The sequence below is a fragment of the uncultured Pseudoflavonifractor sp. genome (assembly GCF_944387275.1).
Lineage (GTDB): Bacteria > Bacillota > Clostridia > Oscillospirales > Oscillospiraceae > Pseudoflavonifractor > Pseudoflavonifractor intestinihominis.
In genome coordinates this window covers 116,401-143,005 of record NZ_CALXEG010000001.1, presented here as the reverse complement: position 1 = coordinate 143,005, position 26,605 = coordinate 116,401, and the positions used below count along the sequence as shown (strand labels likewise).

28 protein-coding genes and 1 pseudogene are annotated in these 26,605 nt (G+C 64.0%); 11 read left to right on the top strand and 18 right to left on the bottom strand.

Annotated features, from left to right (window positions below; translation table 11 throughout):
- The 3 genes from Q0K23_RS00710 to Q0K23_RS00700 form a co-directional block, all read right to left on the bottom strand.
- The coding region (locus Q0K23_RS00710; RefSeq protein ID WP_294516663.1) for a nicotinate phosphoribosyltransferase at positions 1 to 1,007 on the bottom strand (1,007 nt) is incomplete at its 3' end.
- A 29-nt stretch (positions 1,008 to 1,036) separates the two neighbouring features.
- Positions 1,037 to 1,567: a cysteine hydrolase family protein gene (locus Q0K23_RS00705; RefSeq protein ID WP_294516661.1), complete on the bottom strand. Its 531-nt coding sequence runs from the start codon at positions 1,565 to 1,567 to the stop codon at positions 1,037 to 1,039.
- Positions 1,568 to 1,675: 108 nt separating this feature from the next.
- Complete coding sequence (locus tag Q0K23_RS00700) at positions 1,676 to 2,185, bottom strand: GNAT family N-acetyltransferase (RefSeq protein ID WP_294516659.1); 510 nt, start codon at positions 2,183 to 2,185, stop codon at positions 1,676 to 1,678.
- Between the two features lie 173 nt (positions 2,186 to 2,358).
- Here Q0K23_RS00700 and Q0K23_RS00695 point away from each other — a divergent pair, with 173 nt between their 5' ends.
- Positions 2,359 to 3,498 (top strand): hypothetical protein, encoded by a 1,140-nt coding sequence (locus tag Q0K23_RS00695; protein ID WP_294516657.1) that lies wholly within the window; start codon positions 2,359 to 2,361, stop codon positions 3,496 to 3,498.
- A 249-nt stretch (positions 3,499 to 3,747) separates the two neighbouring features.
- On the opposite strand, the gene Q0K23_RS00690 is transcribed toward Q0K23_RS00695, so the two are convergent.
- The gene (locus Q0K23_RS00690; RefSeq protein ID WP_294516655.1) at positions 3,748 to 5,823 is read right to left on the bottom strand and encodes an elongation factor G; all 2,076 of its coding nucleotides are present in this window, start codon (positions 5,821 to 5,823) and stop codon (positions 3,748 to 3,750) included.
- Between the two features lie 295 nt (positions 5,824 to 6,118).
- Between Q0K23_RS00690 and rnr the strand changes: the two are divergent.
- Positions 6,119 to 8,242: pseudogene (gene rnr / locus Q0K23_RS00685) on the top strand (ribonuclease R); the annotation flags it as partial.
- A 66-nt stretch (positions 8,243 to 8,308) separates the two neighbouring features.
- Here rnr and Q0K23_RS00680 read toward each other — a convergent pair.
- The 4 genes from Q0K23_RS00680 to rpsF form a co-directional block, all read right to left on the bottom strand.
- Entirely contained in the window at positions 8,309 to 8,758 is a 450-nt protein-coding gene (locus Q0K23_RS00680; protein WP_294516652.1) for a helix-turn-helix domain-containing protein, read from the bottom strand.
- A gap of 182 nt (positions 8,759 to 8,940) precedes the next feature.
- Positions 8,941 to 9,180: a 30S ribosomal protein S18 gene (gene rpsR / locus Q0K23_RS00675; RefSeq protein WP_006572919.1), complete on the bottom strand. Its 240-nt coding sequence runs from the start codon at positions 9,178 to 9,180 to the stop codon at positions 8,941 to 8,943.
- A gap of 91 nt (positions 9,181 to 9,271) precedes the next feature.
- Positions 9,272 to 9,757, bottom strand: coding sequence for a single-stranded DNA-binding protein (locus Q0K23_RS00670; RefSeq protein ID WP_294516647.1), 486 nt, complete (start codon positions 9,755 to 9,757; stop codon positions 9,272 to 9,274).
- Between the two features lie 10 nt (positions 9,758 to 9,767).
- Complete coding sequence (gene rpsF, locus Q0K23_RS00665; protein ID WP_294516645.1) at positions 9,768 to 10,064, bottom strand: 30S ribosomal protein S6; 297 nt, start codon at positions 10,062 to 10,064, stop codon at positions 9,768 to 9,770.
- A 306-nt stretch (positions 10,065 to 10,370) separates the two neighbouring features.
- Between rpsF and Q0K23_RS00660 the strand changes: the two genes are divergently transcribed.
- From Q0K23_RS00660 to Q0K23_RS00650, 3 genes are all read left to right on the top strand, one after another.
- Positions 10,371 to 10,790 (top strand): hypothetical protein, encoded by a 420-nt coding sequence (locus Q0K23_RS00660; RefSeq protein WP_294516643.1) that lies wholly within the window; start codon positions 10,371 to 10,373, stop codon positions 10,788 to 10,790.
- A 4-nt stretch (positions 10,791 to 10,794) separates the two neighbouring features.
- Positions 10,795 to 11,241 (top strand): hypothetical protein, encoded by a 447-nt coding sequence (locus tag Q0K23_RS00655; protein ID WP_294516641.1) that lies wholly within the window; start codon positions 10,795 to 10,797, stop codon positions 11,239 to 11,241.
- Positions 11,242 to 11,483: 242 nt separating this feature from the next.
- Complete coding sequence (locus Q0K23_RS00650; RefSeq protein WP_294516638.1) at positions 11,484 to 12,281, top strand: PepSY domain-containing protein; 798 nt, start codon at positions 11,484 to 11,486, stop codon at positions 12,279 to 12,281.
- A gap of 63 nt (positions 12,282 to 12,344) precedes the next feature.
- Here Q0K23_RS00650 and galU read toward each other — a convergent pair whose 3' ends face one another.
- The 3 genes from galU to rd all read right to left on the bottom strand — a co-directional run bounded on the left by galU (position 12,345) and on the right by rd (position 14,198).
- The gene (gene galU, locus Q0K23_RS00645) at positions 12,345 to 13,214 is read right to left on the bottom strand and encodes a UTP--glucose-1-phosphate uridylyltransferase GalU (protein WP_294516636.1); all 870 of its coding nucleotides are present in this window, start codon (positions 13,212 to 13,214) and stop codon (positions 12,345 to 12,347) included.
- A gap of 43 nt (positions 13,215 to 13,257) precedes the next feature.
- Positions 13,258 to 13,797, bottom strand: coding sequence for a QueT transporter family protein (locus Q0K23_RS00640; RefSeq protein ID WP_294516634.1), 540 nt, complete (start codon positions 13,795 to 13,797; stop codon positions 13,258 to 13,260).
- Between the two features lie 242 nt (positions 13,798 to 14,039).
- Positions 14,040 to 14,198: a rubredoxin gene (rd, locus tag Q0K23_RS00635; RefSeq protein ID WP_294516632.1), complete on the bottom strand. Its 159-nt coding sequence runs from the start codon at positions 14,196 to 14,198 to the stop codon at positions 14,040 to 14,042.
- A gap of 117 nt (positions 14,199 to 14,315) precedes the next feature.
- Between rd and dusB the strand changes: the two genes are divergently transcribed.
- From dusB to Q0K23_RS00620, 3 genes are all read left to right on the top strand, one after another.
- On the top strand, positions 14,316 to 15,287 hold the full coding sequence (gene dusB / locus Q0K23_RS00630) for a tRNA dihydrouridine synthase DusB (RefSeq protein WP_294516629.1): 972 nt from the start codon (positions 14,316 to 14,318) through the stop codon (positions 15,285 to 15,287).
- Positions 15,288 to 15,321: 34 nt separating this feature from the next.
- Entirely contained in the window at positions 15,322 to 15,918 is a 597-nt protein-coding gene (locus tag Q0K23_RS00625) for an RNA polymerase sigma factor (RefSeq protein WP_294516627.1), read from the top strand.
- A 64-nt stretch (positions 15,919 to 15,982) separates the two neighbouring features.
- Positions 15,983 to 16,771: a zf-HC2 domain-containing protein gene (locus Q0K23_RS00620; protein WP_294516625.1), complete on the top strand. Its 789-nt coding sequence runs from the start codon at positions 15,983 to 15,985 to the stop codon at positions 16,769 to 16,771.
- A gap of 121 nt (positions 16,772 to 16,892) precedes the next feature.
- Here the strand turns inward: Q0K23_RS00620 and secG are convergent, their stop codons facing one another.
- The 7 genes from secG to Q0K23_RS00585 form a co-directional block, all read right to left on the bottom strand.
- Positions 16,893 to 17,132: a preprotein translocase subunit SecG gene (gene secG, locus Q0K23_RS00615; protein WP_353963958.1), complete on the bottom strand. Its 240-nt coding sequence runs from the start codon at positions 17,130 to 17,132 to the stop codon at positions 16,893 to 16,895.
- A 160-nt stretch (positions 17,133 to 17,292) separates the two neighbouring features.
- Positions 17,293 to 19,290, bottom strand: coding sequence for an ABC transporter permease (locus Q0K23_RS00610; protein ID WP_294516620.1), 1,998 nt, complete (start codon positions 19,288 to 19,290; stop codon positions 17,293 to 17,295).
- Positions 19,280 to 20,047 (bottom strand): ABC transporter ATP-binding protein, encoded by a 768-nt coding sequence (locus Q0K23_RS00605; RefSeq protein WP_294516617.1) that lies wholly within the window; start codon positions 20,045 to 20,047, stop codon positions 19,280 to 19,282. Before Q0K23_RS00605 ends, Q0K23_RS00610 begins: the two co-directional genes overlap by 11 nt.
- A gap of 63 nt (positions 20,048 to 20,110) precedes the next feature.
- Positions 20,111 to 21,154 (bottom strand): sensor histidine kinase, encoded by a 1,044-nt coding sequence (locus Q0K23_RS00600; protein WP_294516615.1) that lies wholly within the window; start codon positions 21,152 to 21,154, stop codon positions 20,111 to 20,113.
- Between the two features lie 33 nt (positions 21,155 to 21,187).
- Entirely contained in the window at positions 21,188 to 21,871 is a 684-nt protein-coding gene (locus Q0K23_RS00595) for a response regulator transcription factor (protein ID WP_294516613.1), read from the bottom strand.
- 97 nt (positions 21,872 to 21,968) lie between these two features.
- Positions 21,969 to 22,334: a hypothetical protein gene (locus Q0K23_RS00590; RefSeq protein WP_294516611.1), complete on the bottom strand. Its 366-nt coding sequence runs from the start codon at positions 22,332 to 22,334 to the stop codon at positions 21,969 to 21,971.
- 13 nt (positions 22,335 to 22,347) lie between these two features.
- Positions 22,348 to 23,544, bottom strand: coding sequence for a hypothetical protein (locus tag Q0K23_RS00585; protein WP_294516609.1), 1,197 nt, complete (start codon positions 23,542 to 23,544; stop codon positions 22,348 to 22,350).
- A 212-nt stretch (positions 23,545 to 23,756) separates the two neighbouring features.
- Between Q0K23_RS00585 and Q0K23_RS00580 the strand changes: the two genes are divergently transcribed.
- From Q0K23_RS00580 to Q0K23_RS00570, 3 genes are all read left to right on the top strand, one after another.
- Positions 23,757 to 24,929, top strand: a complete 1,173-nt coding sequence (locus tag Q0K23_RS00580) for an NADP-dependent malic enzyme (RefSeq protein ID WP_294516606.1) — start codon at positions 23,757 to 23,759, stop codon at positions 24,927 to 24,929.
- A gap of 98 nt (positions 24,930 to 25,027) precedes the next feature.
- On the top strand, positions 25,028 to 25,867 hold the full coding sequence (locus Q0K23_RS00575) for a hypothetical protein (RefSeq protein ID WP_294516604.1): 840 nt from the start codon (positions 25,028 to 25,030) through the stop codon (positions 25,865 to 25,867).
- A gap of 38 nt (positions 25,868 to 25,905) precedes the next feature.
- The gene (locus Q0K23_RS00570) at positions 25,906 to 26,589 is read left to right on the top strand and encodes a response regulator transcription factor (RefSeq protein WP_294516602.1); all 684 of its coding nucleotides are present in this window, start codon (positions 25,906 to 25,908) and stop codon (positions 26,587 to 26,589) included.
- The last annotated feature ends 16 nt before the right edge of the window (positions 26,590 to 26,605 follow it).

The window sequence follows — 26,605 nt, the reverse complement described above, 5'->3', positions numbered from 1 at the left end:
GCCAGCTTGTACACGCCGCCGAACACCGGCTCGCTCTTGGAGGTGATGAGCCGCTCGCCCACGCCGAAGGAGTCGATCTTGGCCCCCTGGAGCAGCAGGTCCCGGATGATATACTCGTCCAGGGAGTTGGAGGCCACGATGGAGCACTCGGTGAGCCCGGCGGCGTCCAGCATCTTCCGTGCCTTCCGGGACAGGTAGGTCAGATCGCCGCTGTCCAGCCGGATGGCGCACTTGGTAATGCCCTGGGGCAGCAGCACCTCCTTGAAGGCCCGGATGGCGTTGGGCACACCCGACTTGAGCACGTTGTAGGTGTCCACCAGCAGGGTGGCCGAGTGGGGATAGAGCTGGCAGTAGGTCTTGAAGGCGGTGTACTCGTCGGGGAACATCTGGATCCAGGAGTGGGCCATGGTGCCGCCGGCGGGAGAGCCGTACATCTGGTCGGCCAGGGTGCAGGCGGTGCCCGCGCAGCCGGCGATATAGGCCGCCCGGGCGCCCAGCACGGCGCCGTCGCTGCCCTGGGCCCGGCGGGAGCCGAACTCGCTCACCGGACGCCCGCCGGCAGCCCGGACGATGCGGTTGGCCTTGGTGGCGATGAGGGACTGGTGGTTCAACGTGAGGAGCAGGTAGGTCTCGATGAACTGGGCCTCAATGGCGGGGGCCCGCACGGTCATGAAGGGCTCGCCGGGGAAGATGGGGGTGCCCTCGGGCACGGCCCAGATATCGCCGGTGAACCGGAAGTCCCTCAGGTAGGACAGAAAGTCCTCGCGGAAGGTGTTCTTGCTCCGGAGAAATGCGATGTCCTCCTCGTCAAAGCGCAGGTTCTCAATATACTCGATGACCTGCTCCAGACCGGCGGCGATGGCAAAGCCGCCTCCGTCGGGCACGGTGCGGAAAAACACGTCAAAGTAGCAGATCTGGCTGGACATACCGGTCTGGAAATAGCCGTTTGCCATGGTGAGCTCGTAGAAGTCGCACAGCAGGGTGTAGTTCATAGGATTCTTTTTCATGATTGATCAGCCTTTCAGCGCACAGCGCATTACGTCCGGTTGGTCACGGTCACCTGGAGCCCCTCCAGCACGTCCAGACACTTCTGATGGAGGACGGGGTCGGCAGAGGCGGTACAGGAGGCGTCCACCACAATTTCCGCCTCGGGCAGGGCGGCCTTGGCGATGACGGCATTGGACAGCACGCAGATATTGGACACCAGCCCCACCAGCTCGATCTGCCCGTAGTCCTGTCCCTTCAGCCACTCGCCCAGGGCCAGGGAGGGGAAGGTGGGCTTTTCAAAGCGGCGGTCGCCCTCACAGGCGGCCCTGGCCGTCGCGCCGTACAGCGCCCAGCCCTCGCTGCCGCGGATGCAGTGGGCCAGGGGCAGCTTGCGGCCCTCCTGGGTGGAGAGATAATCGGGGGTGTGGGTGTCAAAGGTGAAGGCCACGTCGTCCCCGGCGGCGCGGTAGGCGGCGATCTTGGCCGCAATGGGGGCGTCCAGCAGCTCCGCGCCGGCAAAGCCCAGGGAGCCGTCCACAAAGTCCTTCTGATAGTCCACCACAATGAGCAGCTTTTTCATAGATGCAACCTCCTGGGCGGGATACGCCTGAGAATAGATTTCATTTATTATATGTGATTTTCACCAAAAAAGCAAGGACGGCCACAGGGAACTCCGTCAGGGGACGGCTCAGAGCACCTTTTCAAAGCAGGGAAAGCCGTCGGGGCGGCCCTCCCGGTCGAAGTGGACCTGGCCCACCTGGGTGAAGCCCTGGCTGCGGATCAGGGCCTGCATCCGGTCATTGCGGGCGTAGGTGTCGAGATGAAAGACGGGCAGCCCCAGACGGCGGGCCATGGCCTCTGCAAACTGAAAGAAGCTCCGGCCCACGCCCCGGCGCTGGGCGGCCGGGTCCACCGCCAGACGGTGGAGCACCATGGCCGGGCCGGGTACGGCCCAGGGCAGGGGGGCGTACTCGGGGGCCTGCTCCTGGTTGAGGCACACCGCCCCCAGGATGGTTCCGGCCTCATCCACTGCCACATACAGCTCTCCGCGGGCCTGGTCGGCGGCGTAATGGGCGCGGGTGGGGTAGTCCTCTCCCCACTGGGGGTTGCCCAGGGAGCGCATGTGGGCGACCGCCCGCTGCACCAGCGCCCACACGGCGTCCATATCCTCAGGGCGGGCGAGACGAATCGCTGTCATATCAGAGTCACTTCCTCTGTCGGGTTTTATCACAGTATACCCCGGCGGCGGGGGAAAGGGAAGAAAAACTTGACAACCCGGCGGGGGCAGGATATGGTGAAGATGGAGATGAAGCCGCAGAGCGTGGACGGGCTGGCCCGACGGCCCGGGCAAATGGGAGAAAGGAGATGCCCATGGAACGACTGACAGCGCTGTTTCAGGCAGGAGTGGTCCGCCCGGACCGGCGGAGGACGGCTGCACTGGCAGCGGTGCTGGCCGCGGTGGTGCTTATGGCCTCCGCCTGTACCTTTGGAGCACCGGCGGACACATCCCACCCCGCTCAGAGCGAAAATCCGGATAACAGCCCCCAGCCCACGGAGACCGCCGCAGCGGAGCTGCCCGAGGACTGGTCGCAGGTGAGCGGCAGGCTGTACAGACGGGGCTGGCAGGTGGACTACCAGCTGGCCGTGCCGGAGGAGTACAGCGGCGATATTGAGAGAGGGATCACCTCGGTGGCTCTGGGCATGGAGGGCTGCTCCCTGGCCCTCCTGGCGGAAAATGAAGTACCCAGGGAGGCGGCGGTCCTTGGCGGTAAGATGGTCCGGATAGAGAATCTGGACGCCGACGGAAAGCCCATTGAAGATGGGACGGCCTCTGATTCTGAGGATTCGGATGCGATTGTGTGCACCGGCTGGTACATTCCCCTGGATGGGGAGCGGCGTCTCCGCCTGCTGTGGCCCACGGAGGAGGCGGAGCTTGGGGAACAGGTGGCGGCCACCGTCACATGGAGCGGTCTGGAGAACAACCCCGAGCCCGACCTGCCCCCGCCCACGGCGGAGCAGATGGGCCTCACCGGTGATGCAGCGGTTCTCTTTGACGCCCTGCAGGCCCAGTATGCCGACCCGGAGCAGATTCCCGTGCGCTCCCGTCCCAACGATGTGATGATTCCCTCCTTCACCATCTGGGACAGCTATGAGGAGGACGGGGATACGGTGCTGGTGTGCAGCGTCAACGAGCGGTTTTACTACACCGTTCAGCTGGATGGCAGCTGCGATGGATGGGGCGGCGGAGGCAGTCCCACCGCCTTCCGGGGACGTTACGATGAGGATGGAACTTTCCAGGTGACGGAGATCATATCGGCCGCAGACGGAGAGGGCTACGCCGCCTCCATCCGGCGGCTGTGCGGCCCCCTGGAGGAGCTGGCGGATTGGCTGCTGGACGGCGAAGGGGAGCAGCCGGAACCCATCTGGGACGAGATGCCCGACCAGAACGAGATGATGCGCATCTACCTGGCGGAGCTGGGCCGGATGGTGACGGCGGGCGCCTTTGACTAACACAACAGACGACAAAAAACGGTCCCGGAGCACAGCTCCGGGACCGTTTTGATTGTGGGTTCAGCCCTCCTCGGCCTGCATGGCCTTGGCGGCGGTGAGGGCCTTCCCGCCCCAAAAAGCCGGGGCTTTTTGGGGACCCCCGCTTTTATCTGCACGGGCGGAGTGAATCCGCCCGGCATCAAGGTTTTGCCTGACGGCAAAACGCTTGGGACGCCGCACCGGCGGCGAAGCGTGGAGGCATGAGGGAAATCAGCCCTCCTCGGCCTGCATGGCCTTGGCAGCGGCGATGGCCTTCTCCTGGACGGCGGGAGGCGCGTCCTCATAGCGGACAAAGTGGAAGGTGAAGGAGCCGCGGCCCTGGGTCATGGACCGCAGGTCGATGGCATAGCGGCTCATCTCGGCCATGGGCACCTCGGCCTCTACCACCTGGTTGCCCTCGTGGTCGGGGTTCATGCCCATCACGCGGCCCCGGCGCTTGTTCAGGTCGCCGATGATGTCGCCCATGTAGCTGTCGGGAATGGTGACCTTCAGCTCGCCGATGGGCTCCAGCAGGACGGGGTTGGCCTCGGGCAGACCGGCCTTGTAGGCCAGCTGAGCGGCGGTCTTGAAGGCCATTTCGGAGGAGTCAACAGGGTGATAGGAGCCGTCGAACAGGGTGGCCTTCAGGTTGACCACCGGGTAGCCGGCCAGCACGCCGTGCTGCACGGCCTCGCGCAGGCCCTTCTCCACGGCGGGGAAGTAGTTCTTGGGCACCGCGCCGCCGAAGACCTCCTCGCAGAACTCCAGATCCTCGCTCTCGCCGGGCTCGAAGCGGATCTTGACGTCGCCGAACTGGCCGTGGCCGCCGGACTGCTTCTTGTGGCGGCCCTGGACCTCCACCTTCTTGCGGATCTTCTCGCGGTAGGGCACGCGGGGTTCGGACAGGGTGGCGTCCACGCCGAAGCGGCTCTTCAGCCGGGAGAGGATCACGTCCATCTGCATGTCGCCGGTGCCGGAGACCACCATCTGGTGGGTCTCGGCGTTGTTGACCCAGGTGAAGGTCAGGTCTTCCTCGTTCATACGGGTCAGGCCAGCGGCCACCTTGTCCTCCTGGCCCTTGGTCTTGGGGGCGATGGCCACGGAGTAGCAGGGCTCGGGGAAGGGGATGGGCTCCAGCTTGACCACCTTGCGGGCGTCGCACAGGGTGTCGCCGGTCTTCAGCTTGTCCATCTTGCCGATGGCGCCGATGTCGCCGCACTGGAGCTCCTTGACCTCGTCGGCCTTCTTGCCGGTCATCACGTACAGGCGGCCCAGCTTCTCGGTGGCGCCGGTGCGGGCGTTGACCATGGGCATGTCGGGCTTGATGGAGCCAGAGAGCACCTTGACATAGGAGTACTTGCCGTACTGGTCAGAGGTGGTCTTGAACACAAAGGCGGTGGGCAGAGCGCCGGGAGAGGAGACGAACTCATCCAGCTCGCCCTCGGCGTTCTCGGCCACAAGGGCCTTGCCCTCCAGGGGGTTGGGCAGCAGCTCCACAATGGTGTCCAGCAGCATACGGGTGCCCAGGCCGGACATGGCGCTGCCGCAGAGCACCGGGAACAGGGACAGGTCCTTCACGCCCTGGCGCAGGCCCTGGATCATCTCGGCGTAGGTGAAGTCCTCGCCGGAGAAATACTTGTCCATGAACTCCTCGCTGGTCTCGGCCACAGACTCCTTCAGGGCGTCGTACAGCTCGTCCAGCACAGGCTTCTTGTCCTCGGGCACCTCGATCTCCTGGCGGGAGCCCTTGACGAACTCAAAGGCCCGCTTGTGGAGCACGTCGATGATGCCGATGACCTTCTTGTCCGCGTCCCAGATGGGGGCCACCAGGGGGGCGATGTTCTTGCCGAACCGCTCGCGCAGGGTGGCGAAGGCGGCGTTGTAGTCGGCGTTGTCCTCGTCGGTCTTGGAGATGTAGAGCAGACGGGGCATCTTGCGGCTCTCGCAGAGCTTCCAGGCCTTCTCAGCGCCCACGCTCATGCCGCCCTTGGCGGAGCAGACGATGATGGCGGCGTCGGCGGCCTGCATGGCCTCGATGACCTCGCCGGAGAAATCAAAGTAACCGGGGGTGTCCAGAACGTTGATCTTGCAGCCGTCATATTCCACCGGGGCCACGGCCAGGGAGATGGAAATCTGGCGCTTGGTCTCCTCGGGATCATAGTCGCACACGGTATTGCCATCGGGGACCTTGCCCAGTCGGGCGGTGCCGCCGGTCAGATACAGCATACTCTCTGCCAGGGAGGTCTTTCCGTTTCCGCCGTGCCCCAGCAGGCAGATATTACGAATGTTTTGCGCGGAATAGCTCATACGTTGTTTCCACTCCTTACTTTTAGGGTCGCTCCAGGCCGGCCGGACGCCGGGCGGTCTGAGATATTAGTCATTATACACCAAAGGATGCGGCCTGACAACTTATATTTTTAGAAAGAATATAGAACGGCGCCCGAACCATGGGCCCGCCCGGGACAGAAAGTTATTATTTTGACAAAGCGGAGCGGGAAGGCGGCATTTTTGGCGGAAATTCGGGTGGACAGAGCGGGAAATGTGGGATACTATAACCTGTGGAAGATCACAGATGAACAGATGAAAATGGAGAAAGCGAGAAAGTATGGCTAAGAATAAAACGGAACAGATCATCACCGGCGTGTTCCAGGGCACCAGCCGGGGCTTCGGCTTCCTGGTGCCTGAGGACGGGAAGAGCCGGGAGGACGACTATTTCATCCCGCCCAGGGCCACCGGCGGCGCCTGGGACGGGGACAAGATCCAGGCCGCGCCCGACCCGGAGACGCCCTGGGAGGAGGGGCGGCGCACCGCCTCTGTGGTCCGGGTGGTGGAGCGGGCCAACAGGTTCGTCACCGGCGCGGTGGAGAAGCTGGGCCGGGAGCTGTGGCTCAGGCCCGACTCGGACAAGCTGCCCGGGCCCATCAAGATCTCCGGTAAGACCAAGGGGCTCCGGGTGGGGGAGAAGGCCGCCGTGGAGATGCTGGGGTACGGCACCGCCAAGACGCCCCCCATGGGCGCCCTGCGGGAGACCTTCGGCCCTGCGGGCACCCGGCAGTCCTCCACCGCCGCCATCCTCTACCACTACGAGATCGACCAGGAGTTCCCGCCCGCCGTGCTGGACGCGGCGGCCAAAGCCCCGCGGGAGGTGGAGCAGTCCGCCCTGGCGGGCCGCGCCGACCTGCGGGACAAGATCATCATCACCATTGACGGCGCCTCCTCCAAGGACCTGGACGACGCGGTGAGCCTGGAGCGGGACGACAAGGGCCGGTGGGTGTTGGGGGTCCACATCGCCGACGTGAGCCACTATGTGCAGGAGAAGTCCCCGCTGGACCTGGAGGCCTGGGAGCGGGGCACCTCGGTGTACTTTGCCGACAAGGTCATCCCCATGCTGCCGGTGGAGCTGTCCAACGGCATCTGCTCCCTGAACCCGGGGGTGGACCGGCTGACCATCTCCTGCTTCATGACCCTGGCCGCCGACGGCCAGGAGGAGGACCACCATATCTGCAAGAGCGTCATCCGCTCCACCGAGCGGATGACCTATGAGGACTGCAACAAGCTGCTGGCCGGAGAGGACCCGGCCCTGGAGGCACGGTACACCGACATCCTGCCCATGCTGAAGGATATGGCCGTCCTGGCCAAGGTGCTGGAGAAGCGCCGCAAGCTGCGGGGCAGTCTGGACCTGGAGACCAGCGAGAGCTATATCATCTGCGACGAGACCGGCAGGCCGGTGGACATCAGAGTGCGCAGGCAGGGGGAGAGCGAGGCCCTCATCGAGTCCTTTATGCTCGCCGCCAACGAGTGCGTGGCCAAGCACCTCTTTGACCGGCACAAGCCCGCGGTCTACCGGGTCCATGAGAAGCCCTCTCAGGATAAGGCCGAGGGACTCAAGACCATGCTGGCTCCCTTCGGCTACACCTTCCAGGAGGCGGACAGCTTTGTCCTCCAGAAGATTCTGGAGGACGTCAAGGGAAAGCCGGAGGCCCCCATCATCAGCACCATGGTGCTCCGCTCCCTGATGAAGGCCCGTTACGACGTGCAGAACCTGGGCCACTTCGGCCTGGCGGCCAAGTACTACTGCCACTTCACCAGCCCCATCCGCCGTTACCCCGACCTGATGGTCCACCGGGTGCTCACCCAGGTGCTTGCCGACGAGGCCGACCCGGCCAACGTGGGCAGGACCATGCCCTGGGAGAAGCGGATGGCCGCAGTGGCCGCCCGGGCGGCCGACCAGTCCTCCCAGCGGGAGGTGGCGGCCCAGAACGCCGAGCGGGAGATCGAGAAGCTCTATATGGCCGAGTATATGCTCTCCCACGTGGGGGAGCAGCTGTCGGGCACCGTGTCCGGCGTGACCAAGTTCGGCCTGTTCGTCATGCTGCCCTCCGGCGTGGAGGGCCTGATCCCTGCCGAGGCCCTGCCCCGGGACCACTACCACCTGGACGACCAGCACATGGCCCTCCGGGGGGAGCACACCGGCAAGGTGTACTCCTTCGGCATGGCTCTGGACGTGGTGTGTGCCGCCGCCGACCCGGGCAGCGGACAGATCACCTTCCATCTGTACGGCGTGGAGCCCCAGGCCGCGCCCCAGCGCACCGAGACGCCCCACCAGAATCCCCGGCGGCCCGGTCCCCGCTCTGCGGCCCGCAGGAGCGGCGAGCACCGGAGCAGCGGATGCCGCAGCCGTCCGCCCCGCCACAAGCCGGGCAAGGGCGGCAAGAAGCGGGGCTGAGGGCCACGCAGGAAAAAGCAAACAGGAGCGCCCGCGCAGATGCGCGGGCGCTCCTGTTTTATAGAATTACTTCTGCTTCAGCAGCTCCCGGTGGACCGCCTTGGCGATGAGCTCCTGGCCCTCGGGGGACCGGAGGGTGTCCAGCACGATGGAGCGGAGCAGGTCCTGGACCTGCTTGCTGGAGAGCACCGAGTCCATCACCGTGCCCTGGGGCTGGGCGGAGGGCTGGGCTTTCCGGGGGGCAGGGGTGGGGACGTGGACCGGCTCGTCCTGGGGCACGGCGCCGCTCATCCAGTCCTCCTGGCGGGTGGGATCGCTGCTCTCGCCCCGCAGGTAGAACAGGGACACACCGAAGTAATTGGCCATCTTCTCCTGCTGCTCCTTGGTGGGGGTCTGGCGGCCGGTCTCAAATTTCTCAAAGGCGCCCTTGGGGAAGCCCAGAGCGGCGGCCGCTGCCGGGCGGCTCAGGCCCTTGGCGGTGCGGAGCTCCTCAATGCGCTGCGCAAGTGTAACCATGAAACAAACTCCCTTTCGGTTGATCTGACAGGCCATATTATACCGCCCCGGGCCCCAGGCCGCAAGAGCGGAGCGGGGCGGGTTTCCACCGGAGGGACGGAAAATGTGGAAACACGACCGGGGCGGAAAAAAAGAAAGCGGGACGCATTCCGTTCGGAATGCGTCCCGCCGGTGTGACGGAATTAGTCGGTCACGTAGGGCAGCAGAGCGATCTGACGGGCCCGCTTGATGGCCTCGGTCAGCTGACGCTGATGCATGGCACAGGTGCCGGTGGTACGGCGGGGCAGGATCTTGGAACGCTCAGAGAGGAAGCGGCGCAGCTTCACCGCGTCCTTGTAATCGATGTGCTCGACCTTGTCCACACAGAAGGTGCAGACCTTGCGGCGCTTCCGGCCGCGGGGACGCTCTCTATCCATAGCCATGGTAGCAAAACCTCCGTTTCGTGGGGCGATGACCCCTTGATGTCATAGGGCACGCGGATGCGGCCCGGAATGTTGTGTGTGGGCTGCCCCTTTAGAAGGGCAGCTCGCCGTCGTCGTCGGCCAGGTCGCCGAACTCATTGCCGGCAGGGCCGGCGGGCGCGGCGTAGCCCGTGGACGGGGCGGGGGCGGGAGGCGGCGCATAGCCGCCGGGCGCGCCGTAGGCGGGGGCGGAGTAGCCGCCGGCCTCAGCGTCCCGCTTGGAGTCGCCGAAGTAGACATTGTCCGCGACCACCTCGGCGGAGCGGCGCTTGCCGCCCTCCTTGTCGGTCCAGTCGCGGATCTGCAGCCGGCCCTCCACCACGGCCATGCGGCCCTTGGTGAAGAAGCGGGAGACGAACTCGGCCGTCTGCCGCCAGGCCACGACGTCGATGAAATCGGTGGCCTTCTCGCCGGTCTGCTTGTCCTTGAAGTCCCGGTCCACGGCCAGGGAGAAGGAGGCCACAGGGGTCCCCGTCTGGGTGTGCCGCAGCTCGGGATCACGGGTCAGACGGCCCATGAGAATAATGCGGTTAAGCATATCTTCCTCCTTACTCGTCCTTGCAGACGATCAGGGAGCGGACAACGCCGTCGGTAATGCGGAAGATACGATCCAGCTCCAGGGGGAAGCTGGGGGCGGAAGTAAAGGTCATGAGGACGTAGTAGCCGTCGTTCTTGTCGTTGATGGGATAGGCCAGACGGCGCTTGCCCCACTCGTCGACCTCGGTCAGAGTGCCGTTGGACTCCACCAGGTTCTTGAACTTGGCCACGAGGGCGGCGGTAGCCTCCTCGCCCAGATCGGCGTCCAGAATGTAGACGGCCTCGTAGTTCGCGCTGAGCTTTGCCATGTTTTGTGCACCTCCTTATGGACGTATGGCCCTCATATCTCGGATGAGGGCAAGGATGAGTTGTCTGTATTGAATACAAACAAGCTATACTATTATATAAGAAATTCAATAATTGTCAATGGGAAAAGTCTAAAATTTATTAAAATATAAAATTAAAATTTTTGAGAAATAAACAGTGAATATGGTAAAATTAAAACAAATAATATTATTATATTATCCATTTAGGAGGTGATAGCAATGATGATGCTATAAAATAGCATTTGCTTACTTAAGGCGAGAAGATGACATGCGGTAAAGGAGGAAAAAATGAAATGCACTACACGAAAAGCTACCAATTTTATTCTTGCAATTGTAATGCTCTCCAGCCTCATGGTAAGCGGTGCATCGGCAGCGGCGGAACGCCCAAATTTGAACGGTCCAGAAGACCAAACAGCTCAGTATAACCCTGCACTTTACACAGAATACACGATACAATTTGATGATGGGCAGGAACAAGGGGGAAGCGCGGCTGGAATCGCACCTTGCAGTGTGCCGGACGAGAGTAATATTGAAGCCGCAAAGGATTTCGTTACGTCGCTGGATTTGCAGGAAAAGGGATATGGGTATATAGAAGAATCTTGCCTTAGACAACTTGAAGACTTTGATGAAAGCGGAAGTATTGTGCTTGAATCGTATACTGTACTGGTACCCCAAGACAATGAATCTAGTATGAATGTATTGGTATGAAGCCATGAAAACAAAACGACTTATCCGTAACTGCGTCATAGGGGCCGCAGTCGTGGTGCTTCTCTTCCTGTTTCTGCCCCGCCCCGTGTCCCTGCTGCTGTCCGGTCCCCTGGATGAGGTCAACCATATGGGGCTCTTGTACACATCAGAGGACGCCGACAACCGATTTCAGGATGCTGATCTGACGGAGGAGCAGGCGGACAGGGCGCGCGCCGCGCTGGAGGGCATGGTGGTCTGGTACAGCCCTGATTTTTCCCACTTTGCCGGGTGGATTCCCGTGCCCAACTATGAGCTGCTGCTCTTCCGGGACGACGCGGCAAACAGGGAGGAATACGGCAAGCTTACCTTTGACCAGAGGGGATATCTCTATAAGCCCAACGGGGCACGTTACCGGATTCTCTCTGGCGGGGAGGAGCTTCTGGCGGTTCTTCAGGCCTGTATTTCAGAATAACACGCGGAGAGACCGCAGCGTCAGCAGAGCGATTCAGGACACCGGGCCGGGGAGCTTCCCCGGCCCGGTTTTTTGCCGGGAAAAATTTTTTGAAAAAATTTTTGCCGCCGTGCAATAAAACCTCCGCCCCGTCCGTTAATGGTGCAGAAGGGCACACAAGGGGCGGACCTCTCCCGGGGGAGGGCGCTCCGCCCACACACCATAACAAATTCTCAAACGGGTAAAGAAAGGAAGTATCGAGTATGAAAAAGAATTTCTTCAGTGGTTTCGGCGCCGGTATCCTCACCACCGCTCTCGTGCTGGGCCTGGGCGTGTCCGCCTTTGCCGCCAGCCGCAACATCACCGTGGACGACAACATCCGCGTGACCATCAACGGCGCGGTCTTCTCCCCCAAGGACGCCAACGGTAAGGCTGTGGACCTCTTCTCCTATAACGGTACCACCTACGCCCCCGTCCGGGCCATCTGTGAGGCCGCCGGCCTTCAGGTGGAGTACGACTCCGCCACCTACACCGCCGTCCTCACCACCGCTGACCGGGTGGCCGCCTCCGACCCCAACTCCGGCAGCTACATCGGTGCGGACAAGGCCAAGAGTATCGCCCTGGCTGACGCGGGCGTCAACGCCGCCGACGCCGTGTTCCTCAAGGCCAAGCTGGACCGGGACGACGGCCGGGTGGAGTACGAGGTGGAGTTCTACAGCGGCAGCAAGGAGTATGACTATGACATCGACGCCCTCACCGGCTCCATCATCAGCCGTGACTGGGAGCTGGACGACTACTATCTGGGCGGCGCCCACAACAGCGGTACCAACACCGGCAGCACGGGCAGCAGCGCCAATCCCGACGTGATCACCGCCGAGGAGGCCAAGGCCATCGCCAAGGCCAAGGCCCCCTCCACCGCCACGGTGGTCAAGTGCGAGCTGGACAAGGACGACGGCCGCTGGGTCTATGAGCTGGAACTGCGGGACGGCCGCACCGAGTACGAGTGCGACATCAACGCCGTCACCGGCGTCATCCTGGACTGGGAAGTGGACCACGACTAAACCCGAAACAGCAAAAATCCGCCCCTGCCAAGCGGCAGGGGCGGATTTCTTATGAAATCAGCTTCAGAGCAGCTCCGCCTTCTCCTTGATGAAGCCCCTGAGCCATGCGCCGGTCTCAGGGTGGTCCAGAGCGAAGTCGATGGTGGCCTCCAGGAAGCCCTTCAGGTTGCCCGTGTCGTAACGGCGGCCCTCAAAGTCCACCGCCACCATCCGGCTCTGGCGGCACAGGGTGCGCAGGCCGTCGGTCAGCTGGATCTCGCCGCCGTAGCCCGGGGCCTGGTGCTCCAGAATGTCGAAGATGTCGGGGGTGAGGACGTACCGGCCCAGGATGGCGTAGTTGGAGAACATCTCCGTGGGCGCGGGCTTCTCGTTCATGTCGGAGACGGAGAAGATCCGGTCCTCCAGAGGCTGGATCTTCACCGAGGAGTACTTGCTGATGGCCTCGGTGGCCACCTTCTGCACGCCCACGCAGGAGGCGTTGTACTTCTCCGCCGCCTCAATGAGCTGCTTCATCACCGGCTTGCGGGCCCGCATGATGTCGTCGCCCAGGAGCACGGCAAAGGGCTCGTCCCCCACAAAGCGGCGGGCCCGGGAGATGGCGTGTCCCAGACCCTTGGTCTCCTTCTGCCGGACATAGAAGATGTTGGCAAGGTCGGCGGCCCGCCGCACCTCCGCCAGCTCCTTCTCCTTGCCGGCCTGGTTCAGCCGGGTCTCCAGCTCGGGGTAGTAGTCGAAGTAGTCGTCCATGGCCGACTTGGCCCGGTTGGTGACGATCAGGATGTCCTCAATACCGGCGGCCACGGCCTCCTCAATGATGTACTGGATCACCGGCTTGTCCACCATGGGCAGCATCTCCTTGGGCACCGTTTTGGTGGCGGGGAGCATGCGGGTGCCCAGGCCGGCGGCGGGAATGACAGCTTTACGGACCTTCATAGCGAAAACCTCCAGCTCGTGCGGGCGGAGGACCGCCCGCGGTTTACAGGTGTGCCATATGTGCGGCGGGGATCATGGGACGGAAGAACTTGACCTTGGGCAGGGCCTTCAGCAGCACGGTGCCCAGCACATAGCAGGCCACGGCCTCGCCCACCACAAAGGTCCACATGTTGAACCAGTAGGAGGCCCAGAAGGCGCCGTTGACAGCGCCCGCCTCCGCCCAGGCCCACATGGGGGGCAGCAGCAGGGCGTTCATCACGATGGGGGGCAGGGCGGCCAGGTACCACCGGGGCATCTTCATGGTCAGCCAGGCGGCAATGGCGGTGGCCAGCGTGCCCACGATCATGTCGATGGGGCCGTAGGGGGAGAGGACGTTGGTCAGCAGACAGCCCAGCGCAACCCCGGGCGCAGTGGCGGGGAAGAGGAAGGGCAGCACGGTGAGCGCCTCCCCCAGCCGCACCTGGACGGGCCCGAAGGTGAGCTGAAAGATGTTGCCGAAGTAGCACAGCACGAAGTACACGGCCGCCACCACAGCGGCCAGGGTCAGCTCCCTGACGGTGAATTTGCGGTTGGAAACGATCATAGAAAACAATACCTCCAATTTTATCTTTAGAATGCGCGCGCCGCGCACAGTGGAACAGGTCCCTACCCCGGAGGCATGGCGCATACGCCCCCGGACGGCTATCTCTGTTCCGGTTGGACCGGGTTTTGGGAACCGGTCGAAGGTATTGTAGCATGGTTTTTCCCAAAAGGAAAGAGGAAAAGGCAATAAACAGGAAAACAGCGCGCCCCGCTCTGCAGGGCGCGCCGTTTATGCGCGGAACATTACATGGGAGAAAAGCTGTCCTTACCCACCTGGCACAGGGGGCAGACCCAATCCTCGGGCACATCCTCCCAGGCGGTGCCGGGGGCCACGCCGTTGTCGGGATCGCCGACCTCGGGATCGTAGATATAACCGCAGATATCGCAGACGTACTTGCCCATGGGATATCGCTCCTTTACTTTCAAAATTCGTCGCCCGGCCAGGGATACCTTGCCGCTTGTCGCCGGGGTGGCTTTATGATACAATGGCGGTAATCCTTTTGTCAACTGAGGTTTGCAGTGAAAATTAAAAATGTTACAATAAATTCAAAATTGTGCCTGGCGCCCATGGCCGGCGTCACCGATCTGGCCTTCCGCACCATCTGCCGGGAGCTGGGCGCCGGGTACACCGTCACCGAGATGGTCAGCGCCAAGGCCCTGTGCTACCAGGACAGGAAGTCCGTCCCTCTGCTGGAGCTGGGGGATGGGGAGCACCCCGCCGCCGCACAGATCTTCGGCAGCGACGAGAAGTGCATGGAGGAGGCCGCCGCCATCGCCGGGGAGGTGTCCGGCGCGGACATCATTGACGTCAACATGGGCTGCCCCGTGCCCAAGGTGGCCAACTCGGGCGACGGCTCCGGCCTGATGCGGGATGTGGACAAGGCGGTCCGGGTGGCCGAGGCGGTGGTGCGCGGGGCGGGCGACCGGCCAGTCACCGTCAAGTTCCGCCTGGGCTGGGACAAGGGCTCCATCAACTGCGTGGAGTTTGCAAAGGCCATGGAGGCCGCCGGCGTGTCCGCCGTGGCGGTCCACGGCCGCACCCGCACCCAGATGTACGCCGGCACCGCCAACTGGGACTATATCCGGGAGGTAAAGCAGGCGGTGTCCATCCCGGTCATCGCCAACGGCGATGTGTTCGACGCCCAGGCCGCGGTGCGCATCCTGCGGTACACCGGCGCGGACATGGCCATGATCGGCCGGGGCTGCTTCGGAAACCCCTGGGTGTTTCAGCAGGCCAAAGCCGCTCTGGAGGGGGAGGAGATCCCGCCCCTGCCGCCCCTGGCGGAGCGGGTGGACACGGCGGTGCGGCAGTTTGAGCTGGCCGCCGCCCACAAGGGGGAGCACATCGCCTGCCTGGAGGCCAGAAAGCAGTACGCCTGGTATCTGAAGGGCGTGGCCTTCGCCGGGTACTACAAGGAGCAGATCAGCCACATCAATACCCTGGAGGACATCTATCACATTACAGCGGGTATTAAACGGGACCTGAAATAACAAAACGGAATTAGAAAAAGGCAGGTGAGAGGGAGTGGAAAACGAGCGGGAGCTGGTGGCCCGGGCCAAGAAGGGAGACCAGGAGGCCTTTGGGGTCCTGGTGGAGGCCAACCAGGGCCGCATCTACAACCTGACCCTGCGGATGACGGGCTCTCCTGAGGACGCGCTGGACCTGTCCCAGGAGGCCTTTCTCAATGCCTGGCGGGGGCTGGACAAGTTCCAGGGGGACAGCTCCTTCTCCACCTGGCTCTACCGCCTGGCCTCCAACGCCTGCATCGACTTTCTCCGCCGGGAGAAGCGGCGCAGGGACATCTCCATGACCGTGTCCCTGGACGACGAGGAGGAGGGCCGCCAGGCCGAGCTGCCCGACCACCGACAGTCCCCCCAGGGGGAGCTGGAGCGGCGGGAGCTGCGGGAAGATATCCGCCGGGGGCTCATGGCCCTCTCCGAGGAGCACCGGCAGGTGCTGGTCATGCGGGAGATCAACGGCATGAGCTACGCCGAGATCGGCGCGGCGCTGGAGCTGGAGGAGGGGACGGTCAAGTCCCGCATCGCCAGGGCCAGACTGGCTCTGCGCAAAATTTTGGTGAAGGACGGGAACTTTTCCGGCGCGCCGTCGTCCATAACGTGAAGAAAGAAATTCGCCCCCCGGAGCAAAGCGGCTTCGTGTATGCGAGTTAGGGAGGTGAACCACCATGTATACCTGCGATCAGGCGCTGGAGCTGCTCAGCGCCCGGCTGGACGGGGCGCTGACCCCGGAGGAGGAGGCCGGGCTGGAGGAGCATCTGGACCAATGCCCGGAGTGCCGGGCGCTGGCCGCCGACCTGGCGGAGCTCCACGACGCCATGCCGGGGCTGTACCAGGCGCCGCCCCCGGAGCTGAAAGAGCGGGTCATGGCTCAGATCAGGGCGGAAAACGCGCCCATCTCCCTGGACGAGGTTCGAAAGAAGCGTTCCGGGCGGAAAACATGGCGTACTTGGGGCGCTATGGCGGCTGTGATGGCCGTGGTGTTCATGAGCGCGGTGGCCATGCGCTTCGGCAATGACGGCGACACGGCGGGCATGCCGGAGAACACGCCGGTTCAGAGCGCGGCGGTCTACTCCGTCCAGCCGGAGAACGGCGGAGAGGCTGGAACAGAGGGCGCACAGAGCCGGAGCGTGGCCGGTGACGGGGCGCAGTCCGGCGAGAGCGCGGCGGAGAAGAGCGCCGACGGCGCCGTGCCCGACGAGGCGATGCTGATGGAAGGCGCGGGGATAGACTCCGTCCAGCCCCAACCCGCAGGAAAGGTGTACTACGACCGGCTGCCGGAGGGATGGGAGAAACTCTTCCCCGACGTGGCCGGTGTGGATGCCATGTGTGTCTCCGGCGAGGAAGCCCAGGCGTTCCTGGAGCTGCTTAAAGAGCAGAACATTCCATACGCCGTGGAGGGGGACCTGTCGGGAAAGGACGGGGACGTGCAGCTGCTCTCCGGCCTGCCGGAGTGAGCCGGAACCGCTCAGAGAAAAGAGAAAAAGAGCTGAGGCCGCGGGCCTCAGCTCTTTTTTGCAGCTAAGAACAGAAAACCGGCGCCGCCTTATGAGGCAGCGCCGGTCTTTTGCAGTAATCTTACTTGATCAGGCTCAGGACAAGGGTGAGCACCATGAACAGGATGGCGACCCACTTGGTCCACTTGGCCAGCTTGGCGTCCCAGGTCTTGGCCTTGTTCTTGGCCATGAAGGTGTCCATGCCGCCGGCGATGGCGCCGCTGAGGCCGGCGCTCTTGCCGGACTGGAGCAGAACCACAGCGATGAGGAACAGACCGGAGAGGAGCTGAATAACCGTCACAATAATCTTGGGAATGCTCATTGCTTTCATCGTTCCTTTCGACCCCGAAGGGGCGCTGTATTTTCACAAAAGGGCGCACTCTGACCATGCACCGTCTAAACGTAGCACTAATCATAGCATATTTGCCCCGGGATTGCAAGAGGACGATGAAAATTTCCGGTTTTTCTCCACACTTTTGTACTCACCGGCCCCGGACGATCCGGCGGCTGCCCCAGCAGGTGGCCAGGAAGTAGGCGCCATATACCACCAGGATAAATGCGGCGGTGACGGCGCTGGAGGCCACGGCGTCCAGCTTGCCAACCGCCAAGATGGCCTTGTTGGCCGCCGTCATGCCCACCACCGCGTGGATGACCGCCAGGAACAGGGGCAGGAAGAAGGCCAGAAACACCTGGACGTACACCGAACGGTCCCGCATCTTTTCCTCCACGCCCAGGCGGGTGAGCACTGCGTACCGCTCCTGGTTGTCCGCCGCCTGGCTCAGCTGCTGGAGGGCCAGCACGGCTGCCGAGGTCAGCAGGAAGATGATGCCCAGGTAGATGCCCAGGAAAAGGACCAGAATCTTGGTGCCCATGGTCTCCATGTAGATATTCAGCTTAGTGTTGAAGCTGGTGCTGCCCGCGTCCTGCCCAAGCACGGAGCGGTAATAATCGGAGATCACGCTCTGGAGCAGGGCCTCGGTCTCCTCCTTGGGCACGTCGGTGCGGTAATTGGCGCAGTAATAGGTGACGTTGTGGTACATTTTACTGGTGTCCCAGTCGCCCGCACCCTCCAGCACCGCATCGGGGACAATGAAATAGTTCTCCACACCGGCGGAGTAGCCGATGGACAGAACGGCATAGATGGGGTCCGCTCCGGCTGTCAGGGTGTGGTGATTGGCCACCAGAGAGGGACTGTCCGCAAGCAGCCGGGTCATCCATTCATCCTCATCCCCCACCACCCAGAGGTATGTGGAGGGCTCCAGCGTGATGGGCTCCAGCCCCTCCAGGGAGCGGAGGCCGTTGTAGCTGGACAGGGGGAGCACATGCTCCACCAGATATTCGTCCCACTCGGGCGCGTAGAGCTGCCCCTGCCACAGCTCCACCTCAGTGCTCTGGGACAGCTGGACCGCAGGGTCAAAGCCCGCCTCCTTCAGGGACGCGGGAATGTCCACGGGCAGAGGCTCCCCGGTCTCTGCGTCATAGCGGTTGGCGGACAGGGAGACGTCATAGGGGGCCTGGGTGCTGGTGAGCTGGGAGATGGTGTTGTTCAGGCCGATGGAGCAGGCGGTGATGCCGATGGCCAGCAGGAGCATGAGACAGATGACCGTCATGGACACATAGGTGCTGTTGATGCGGGAGTTGAACTGCCGCAGAATGAACATATTCAGGCCCTTGTAGTAGAGCTTCTTGTTGGCCTGGCACACCCGCAGCAGGAAGCCGGACAGGGACAGGAAGAACAGCAGGGTGCCCGCCGTGCCCAGGGCCAGCATGACAAAGAACAGGGTGTCCACCCGCAGGATGCCCCGGTAGAGGAGCATGGCGTAGGCGATGCCCAGCAGCACAGCGCCCACCACAAAGAGGACTGCCGACACCCCCAGGTGCTTCACCTTCAGCTCCTGGTTCCGCTTGCCCGCCTGCATCAGGTCCAGCAGCTTGCACCGGGACACGGACAGGGAGTTGAAGCACATGACCACCAGGAAGATGACGCCGAAGTAGAGCACCGTCTTGCCTACGGCTCTGGGAGAGAAGACGAAGTGGAACTCGGGGACGCTGATGGCAAAGAGGCTGGCGGTGAACACCGAGATGAACTGGGACAGGAATACCCCCAGCGCCAGGCCCACGCCCAGGGACAGCAGGCCGATGAGCAGGGTCTCCAGAAAGAGCAGGCCGGAGATGGCCCCCGTACCCATGCCCAGCAGCAGGTAGGTGCCCAGCTCCTTCTTCCGGCGGCGGACCATGAAGCTGTTGGCATAGAGAATGAGGAAGGCCAGCACCACCGACACAAACACCGAGATGACGTCGATGAGCTGGATGATGGTGCGGGCGATGTTGTTCCCGCCCTTGAGGGCCTCCATGACGTACTGGGCGTCCATGGAGTTGAACACGTAGAAGATGCACACGCCGAAGGTGAGGGTGAGGAAGTACACCGAGTAGTCCCGCAGGCTGCGGGTCACGTTCTTCAGGGCCAGCTTAGAGAACATCCCGGTCGTCACCTCCCAGCAGGGTCACAACCTGGATGATGCGGGTGAAGAAGTCCTTCCGGCTGTCCTCCCCCCGGATGAGCTCGGTAAAGGGACGGCCGTCCTTGATGAAGAGAATGCGGTGGCAGTAGCTGGCGGTAAAGGCGTCGTGGGTGACCATGAGGATGGTGGCCTGCCGCTCCCGGTTCAGGGCCTCGAACCGGTCCAGCAGCAGCCGGGAGGCCTTGGAGTCCAGCGCGCCGGTGGGCTCGTCGGCCAGCACTAGGGCCGGACGGGTGATGATGGCCCGGGCCGCCGCCACCCGCTGCCGCTGGCCGCCCGAGAGCTGGTAGGGGTACCGGGACAGGCAGTCCTCAATCTCCAGCAGCCGGGCCGTCTCCTTCACCCGGGGCTCAATCTCCTTTGCCGGAGTCTTGAGGATGGTGAGGGCCAGGGCGATGTTCTCGAAGGCGGTGAGGGTGTCCAGCAGGTTGCAGTCCTGAAAGACAAAGCCCAGCCGCTCCCGGCGGAATTTGGACAGGGCCTTGTTCTTCATGGCGGTGATGTCCGCGCCGTCCACCGTGATATGTCCGGCGGTGGGCCGGTCGATGGTGGCGATGCAGTTGAGCAGGGTGGTCTTGCCGCTGCCCGACGCGCCCATGATGCCCACGAACTCCCCCGGCTGGACGGAAAAGCTCAGGTCGTCGATGGCCCGGGTCACCGAGCTGCGGGCGCCGTAATATTTTTGAAGATGGGTGACAGTGAGAATCGGTTCCATGGCGGAATCCCTCCTTATGGGACCAGTTTACCCCAATCCCTCCGGCGGGGCCATGGGCGGACCTTACGGAGAGGTGACAGTTTTGTAAGGTTGGCCCTCCGCCAGATGGAAGCGGCCCAGGGGGAAGGTGAGGGCGGCCAGGGTGCCGCCGCCGGGCGGGCAGGAGAGGGACAGGCCCAGCCCCAGCCGGGCGCACAGCTTTTTGCACAGGTACAGCCCCAGGCCGGTGGAGCGGGTGGACAGCCTCCGGCCGTTGGCGCCGGTGAAGCCCTTGTCAAACACCCGGGGCAGGTCCTCCGGCGGGATGCCGGGGCCGTTGTCCCGGAGGGTGAGGACCACCCCGTCCCGCTTTACCTCCTGGGAGAAGGTGAGCTTGGGCGCGGAGGAGCGGTACTTGAGGGCATTGGAGATGAGCTGGCCCAGGATGAATTCCACCCACTTCCCATCGGAGCAGACCACCGCGTCCAGCTCCCCCAGCTCCACCCGGAACCCGGCCTCGATGAGGGGGCGGGCGTACCGCCGCAGGGCAGCGGAGACAGCCTGATTCAGGGGCAGGGCGCGGACGGCGTAGTCCCGGTCCACCGCGCCGCTGCGGGCGTAGAACAGGGCCTGTTCCACGTAGCCCTCGATCTGGAACAGGGAGTCCTCCACGCTGTCGGCCAGGGGGCCGGGGTGGTTCTCCAGGCACAGCCGGGCGGCGGCAATGGGGGTCTTGACCTCGTGAATCCAGGTCTCAATGTACTCCCGGTACTCCCCCATGTCCCGCCGGGCGTCCCCCACCTTCTCCGCCATGGAGGCGCCCATGGCCCGGGCGGCGGAGAAGAGAAATTCCCCCTCGGGAAAGTCGGGCTCCACCATCACCTCGGAGAGAAGGTACTTCTCGTCCAGGGCGTCCAGCCTGCCCGCCATGTCCTGATAGAACCGGAGCTTGCGGGCAATCTCGCCGCCCAGGGGCAGGAGGACACACAGGGCGATCACCAGACAGAGGAAAAGGGTGGCCGAGGGGGGTACCCGCAGCAGGGACAGCAGGGCCGCCGTGAAGAGCAGGGAAAATACAAGCCCCAGCAGATGAGGCAGCTTTTCTTTCAGCAGGGCGGATAGGGTCATGGCGTGACCTCCCTTTCAGCGGAATGGAGCCGGTCAGGACAGCAGCAGCTGGTACCCCTGGCCCCGCCGGGTGATGAGCACGTCCTTCAGGCCCAGCTCCTCCAGGGTGCGGCGCAGCCGGGCCACGTTGACGGTGAGGGTGTTGTCGTCCACAAACTGGTCGGACTGCCACAGGGCGTTCATCAGGGCGTCCCGGCTGACAATCTGCCCCGGCTGGCGGAGCAGCTGCCGCAGGAGCAGCACCTCGTTGCGGGTGAGGCGGGCTTCCTTCTCCCCAAAGCGCACCGTGCCGCTGCCCAGGTCCAGGGCCACGCCTCCCGCCGACAGCACCGACGCCCCGCCGCCGGAGGGATAGGCCCGCTGGAGCAGCCGGGCCATCCGGGCCAGGAGGATCTGGGGGTTGAAGGGCTTGGTGATGAAGTCGTCGGCACCCAGGTTCATGCTCATCAGCTCGTCCAGCTCGTCGGAGCGGCTGGTGACCACCATAATCGGCAGCTGGGCGCTGCGGGCGCGCAGGTCCCGGCAGACGTGGTACCCGTCGTACCGGGGCAGGCCCAGGTCCAGCAGCACCAGCTGGGCCCCGCTGGACAGGATCTGCTCCGCCAGATCTTCAAATCCCGCCGGGAACAGGCAGCGGTAGCCGTACCGCCCCAGCAGTGCCGAGAGCTCCTCACGCAGGCGCAGGTCGTCCTCAGCCAGGAACACGGTATATCCCATAACCTCACATCCTTTTCCACAGTGTACCACGGAATTGTGGACAGGGTCCTTAAGAAAACATAAAAAACACCCCGGAGCCTGGCTCCGGGGTGGAAAATCAGCGCGGCTCCAGCAGCAGCCGGTACACCGCGCCCTGGACATAGTCCACATCCTCAAAGGTGACGCCGGGGGCGGGACAGAGGCGGAGCAGGCCGCCGTGAGGGTCAGCCGGGTCTGTACAGTCCACCATGATGTGATACGCCTGCTCCAGGCGGCGGGCCATCTCACGGTTGTCCCGGCCGGTGAAGTCCACCGCCACCAGCGGCGCCCGGAGGGCGAAGGGGTCGGCGGGGCCGAGCACCCGCAGCCCGTCCTCCTCCAGCTCCAGCATCCGGCCCAGCAGGTGCCGCAGCAGCCTGGCCCGGCGGCCCTCCGGGACCTCGTCCGGCCCGGCGGGACGGTGATTCAGCACAACCGTTCTCATGCAGCAGCCCTCCTCACCAGTCCAGGGCCTGGCCCACGGCCAGACGGAAGGTATACCCGTCCTCCAGCAGGGTGGGCAGGATGATGTCCAGCACCTGGGCCGAGCGGGCGTCGTCGTCCAGAGTTATGTAGGCCAGGGAGCGCTTGGCGTCCACGCTGCGGAGCACGGAGGACGCGCAGTAGGAGACCGAGGAGGACTCGGGCAGGGAGACGTTGCCCACCCAGGCCGACCAGCCGTCGGCCTCCAGGGCTTCGATGGTGTCGTCGTCCCCGTTCTCCACCAGTACGGTGCGGGTGTTCATGTGGGCGGCCAGCTCCAGCAGCCGGTTGCCTTCGGACAGCAGCTGGACGGCGTCGGCGGCAGGGCCCCCGGCCACCGACAGCCCCACGCTGTGCCCCGCGCCCACCATGCGGCGGATGAGGGCGGCGTTGTCCCCTATGGCGTCCGGCGGCAGGAGAAAGAGGGCGGACAGGCTGTTTTGGGCCAGGGTGTCCAGAATATCGGCCAGCCCGGTACCGTCGGTGTGGCGGAAGGCCAGCGCCACCGTCACATACCGCCTGTCGTCACTGCCGGTGCTGGTGGGCGACGGGGAGGGGGAGGCCACGGGGACCGACGGAGACGGGGAGGCCGACTGGGAGGGGGAGGGAGAGGGGACCAGGCTCTCCCGGGCCTGCCAGTATTTCTTGTAGGCGTCGGCAATGGAGGTGGACAGGGCGGAGTCCATGAAGGCCCGGTCGGAGAGCACCGCGCTGGAGGTGGTCAGGCGGATGACCTGGCCGTAGACGGTGGCCTCCTGGTAGAACTGGATGCCGAAATAGGAGCACACACTGGGCATGGAGACATAGATCATGCTGCCCCGGACAACGGCCCGGGTGTATCCGGTGTTGCCGTCCCGGTCCTCACAGGTGCCGGCGTTCAGGTCGTATTTCAGCAGCACCTGCTTGGTATAGAGGGTCAGGACATTGTCCCGCAGGGAGTACTTGACTCCCAGGTCCACGTCCACTACGGCGGGGTCAAACACCGTATAGGGGAGATAGTAGGTGCCGCCCACCTTGAGGGGCATATTGGTGGAGCTGATGGGGGTGATCACCTGGTCGTTGAGGCACAGAATGGTGATCTTGCCCTCAGCCGCCTGGGCGCCGGACAGGGTGATGCCCAGCACAATGGCGGCGGCGCACAGCAGAGAGAGCAGGCACTTTTTCCAGTTCACAGTTGGCACACCTCCCGGAAAACAGGTGGGGGAAAATAAGTCGATACACTACTATTATACCACATCCGCTCCGTACGGGTAAAGTGGAAAGGAACGGCCGCCCTTGCGCCATTTTGACGGGCATAGTATAATAACAAAATATGAAAACCGCGATCAGCGGAAAAACGGCGGAGCGACGCCGGAAAATCATGCGAAAAGAGGCCCAATGTATTATGGATTATGCAAAAGAGTCCCTGCGCCTGCACTATGAGTGGAAAGGCAAGCTGAGCGTGACGCCCAAGGTGGCGGTGGACAGCCGGGAGGCCCTCTCCCTGGCCTACACCCCCGGCGTGGCCGCCCCCTGTCTGGAGATCCACAAGGACCCGGAGAAGAGCTTTGAGCTCACCGGCCGGTGGAACACGGTCACCGTGGTCACCGACGGCACCGCCGTGCTGGGCCTGGGCGACATCGGCCCCGAGGCCGGCATGCCCGTCATGGAGGGCAAGTGCCTCCTGCTCAAGGCCTTCGGCAACGTGGACGCCATCCCCCTGTGCATCCGCAGCAAGAATGTGGACGACATCGTCAACACCATCCGCCTGCTGGCCGGCTCCTTCGGCGGCGTCAACCTGGAGGACATCTCGGCCCCCCGGTGCTTTGAGATCGAGAAGCGGCTGAAGGAGTGCTGCGACATCCCCATTTTCCACGACGACCAGCACGGCACCGCCATCGTGGTGGCGGCCGCCCTCACCAACGCCCTCAAGCTCACCGGAAAGAAGATCGAGGACATCCATGCCGTGTTCTCCGGCGCGGGCGCGGCGGGCACCGCCGTGTTCAAGCTGCTGTGGAAGATGGGCCTGCGCCACGCCGTCCTCTGCGACATCCACGGCGTGGTGTACCCCGGCCGTCCCGACCTGGCCGACGACCCCTATCTGGCCGAGCTGGCCGATATGAGCCAGCCCACTGTCCGGGGCGGCCTGGCCGAGGCCCTGGTGGGCGCCGACCTGTTTGTGGGCGTGTCCGCCCCCAACCTGGTCACCGGCGACATGGTGCGCACCATGGCCAAGGACCCCATCCTCTTCGCCATGGCCAACCCGGTGCCCGAGATCATGCCCGACGTGGCCCTGGCCGCCGGCGCCGCCGTGGTGGGCACCGGCCGGAGCGACTTCCCCAACCAGATCAACAACATGATGGCCTTCCCCGGCGTGTTCCGGGGCGCCCTGGACGTGCGGGCCAGGGACATCAACGACGAGATGAAGCTGGCCGCCGCCCGGGCCCTGGCCGACCTGGTGGGGGACGACCTGTCCCTGACCCACATCGTGCCCGAGGGCTTTGACCCCAGAGTCACCCCCGCCGTGGCCAAGGCCGTGGCCCAGGCTGCCCGGGACACCGGCGTGGCCCGGCTGTGAGAGACGGCATTTTAATTGACTTTTAAGGATCGGTAAATGGTCTCCGCCCCCTTGCGGGGGTATACTGTTGCCAGATAACAGGAAATGGGGGAGCGTCCATGGCGGTGACAATGGAACAGGTGGAGCGCCTCCGGGAGAAGTCGGGGGCCACCTATGAGGCGTGCCGGGACGCCCTGGAGCGGACCGACGGCAATCTGCTGGACGCCATCATCCTGCTGGAGCGGACGGGGCGCAGCCGCACCGCCGGCGCCACCTTTACCACCAAGCCGGGGGAGAAGGCCGCGGAGGCCGCCCGGCTGGTGCTCAGCCCGGACAGCGGGCAGAGCGGCGGGAAGAAGCGCAGCGACTGGCGGGACGGCGCCGCCGAGGTGTGGGAGGCGGGGAAAAACCTGCTCCGCCACGCCGTGGAGAACCAGTTCGAGGTGTGGCGCCGGGGGGAGATGATGACCTCCATGCCGGTGCTCATCCTGGCACTGCTGATCATCCTGGCATTCTGGATCTCCATGCCTCTGCTGATCGTCGGATTGTTCCTGGGCTGCCGGTACCGCTTTGCCGGGCCGGACCTGGGCAGGGACGATGTCAACGGCGTGATGGACAACGTGTCCGACACGGTGGACGGCATGGTGGACCAGGTGCGCCGGGAGTTTGCCGACGGGAAGAAGGAAAAGGCCGCGCCCCGCGCCGGGGAGGCGGACCGGCAGGAGAAGGCGCAGAGTCAGGAGCGGCACAAAAAGGCCGAGGCCGCCGGTGAGAAGGCGGTGAAAGCGGCGGAAAAGGCCGCCCAGGCCGCGGAGAAGGCCGTGAAGAAGGCGGCGGAGGCCGCCCAGAAGGCTGAAGTGGCCGACAAGGCCATGGACGCCGTGGATAAGGCCCTGGGGGCCGTGGACAAAAAGCTGGAGGAGCTGGACCGGTGGCTCTCCGGCGGCGGAAAGAAGTAAGGGCGGCGCAGAGGCCGCCTGTTGGGAGGCAAAGGGGTATGGCGGACAGGATTCTGCTGGTGGAGGACGAGGAGAAGCTGGCCCGTGTGGTGGAGCTGGAGCTGCGCTACGAGGGCTACGAGGTGGAGAAGGCCTTTGACGGCCGGGAGGGCCTGGAGAAGGCCCTCAGCGGTCACTTTGACCTGATCCTGCTGGACATCATGCTCCCGTCCATGTCGGGCATGGAGGTGCTCCGCCGCCTGCGGCGGGAGAGCCAGGTGCCCGTCATTATGGTCACCGCCCGGGACGCGGTGGTGGACAAGGTGTCCGGGCTGGACTCGGGGGCCGACGACTACATCACCAAGCCCTTTGAGATCGAGGAGCTGCTGGCCCGCATCCGGGCCGCCCTGCGAAAGCGGCCCGCCCGGCAGGAGGGGACCGTGCTCACCGCCGGACCCCTGACCATGGACCCGGAGCGCCACGGGGTCACCGTCAAGGGCACCCCGGTGGAGCTGACCCGCCGGGAGTTTGACCTGCTGCGCTACCTGCTGGAGAACAAGGAGAAGGTCATCTCCCGTGAATCCCTGCTGGACAATGTGTGGGGCTTTGACTTCGTGGGGGAGACCAACGCGGTGGACGTGTACATCCGGTTCCTCCGGGCCAAGATCGACGAGGCCTTCGGCATCAAGCTCATCCACACCGTCCGTGGCGTGGGCTATGTGATTCGGGAGGAGAACGAGTAAGGGACGGCAACGGCTT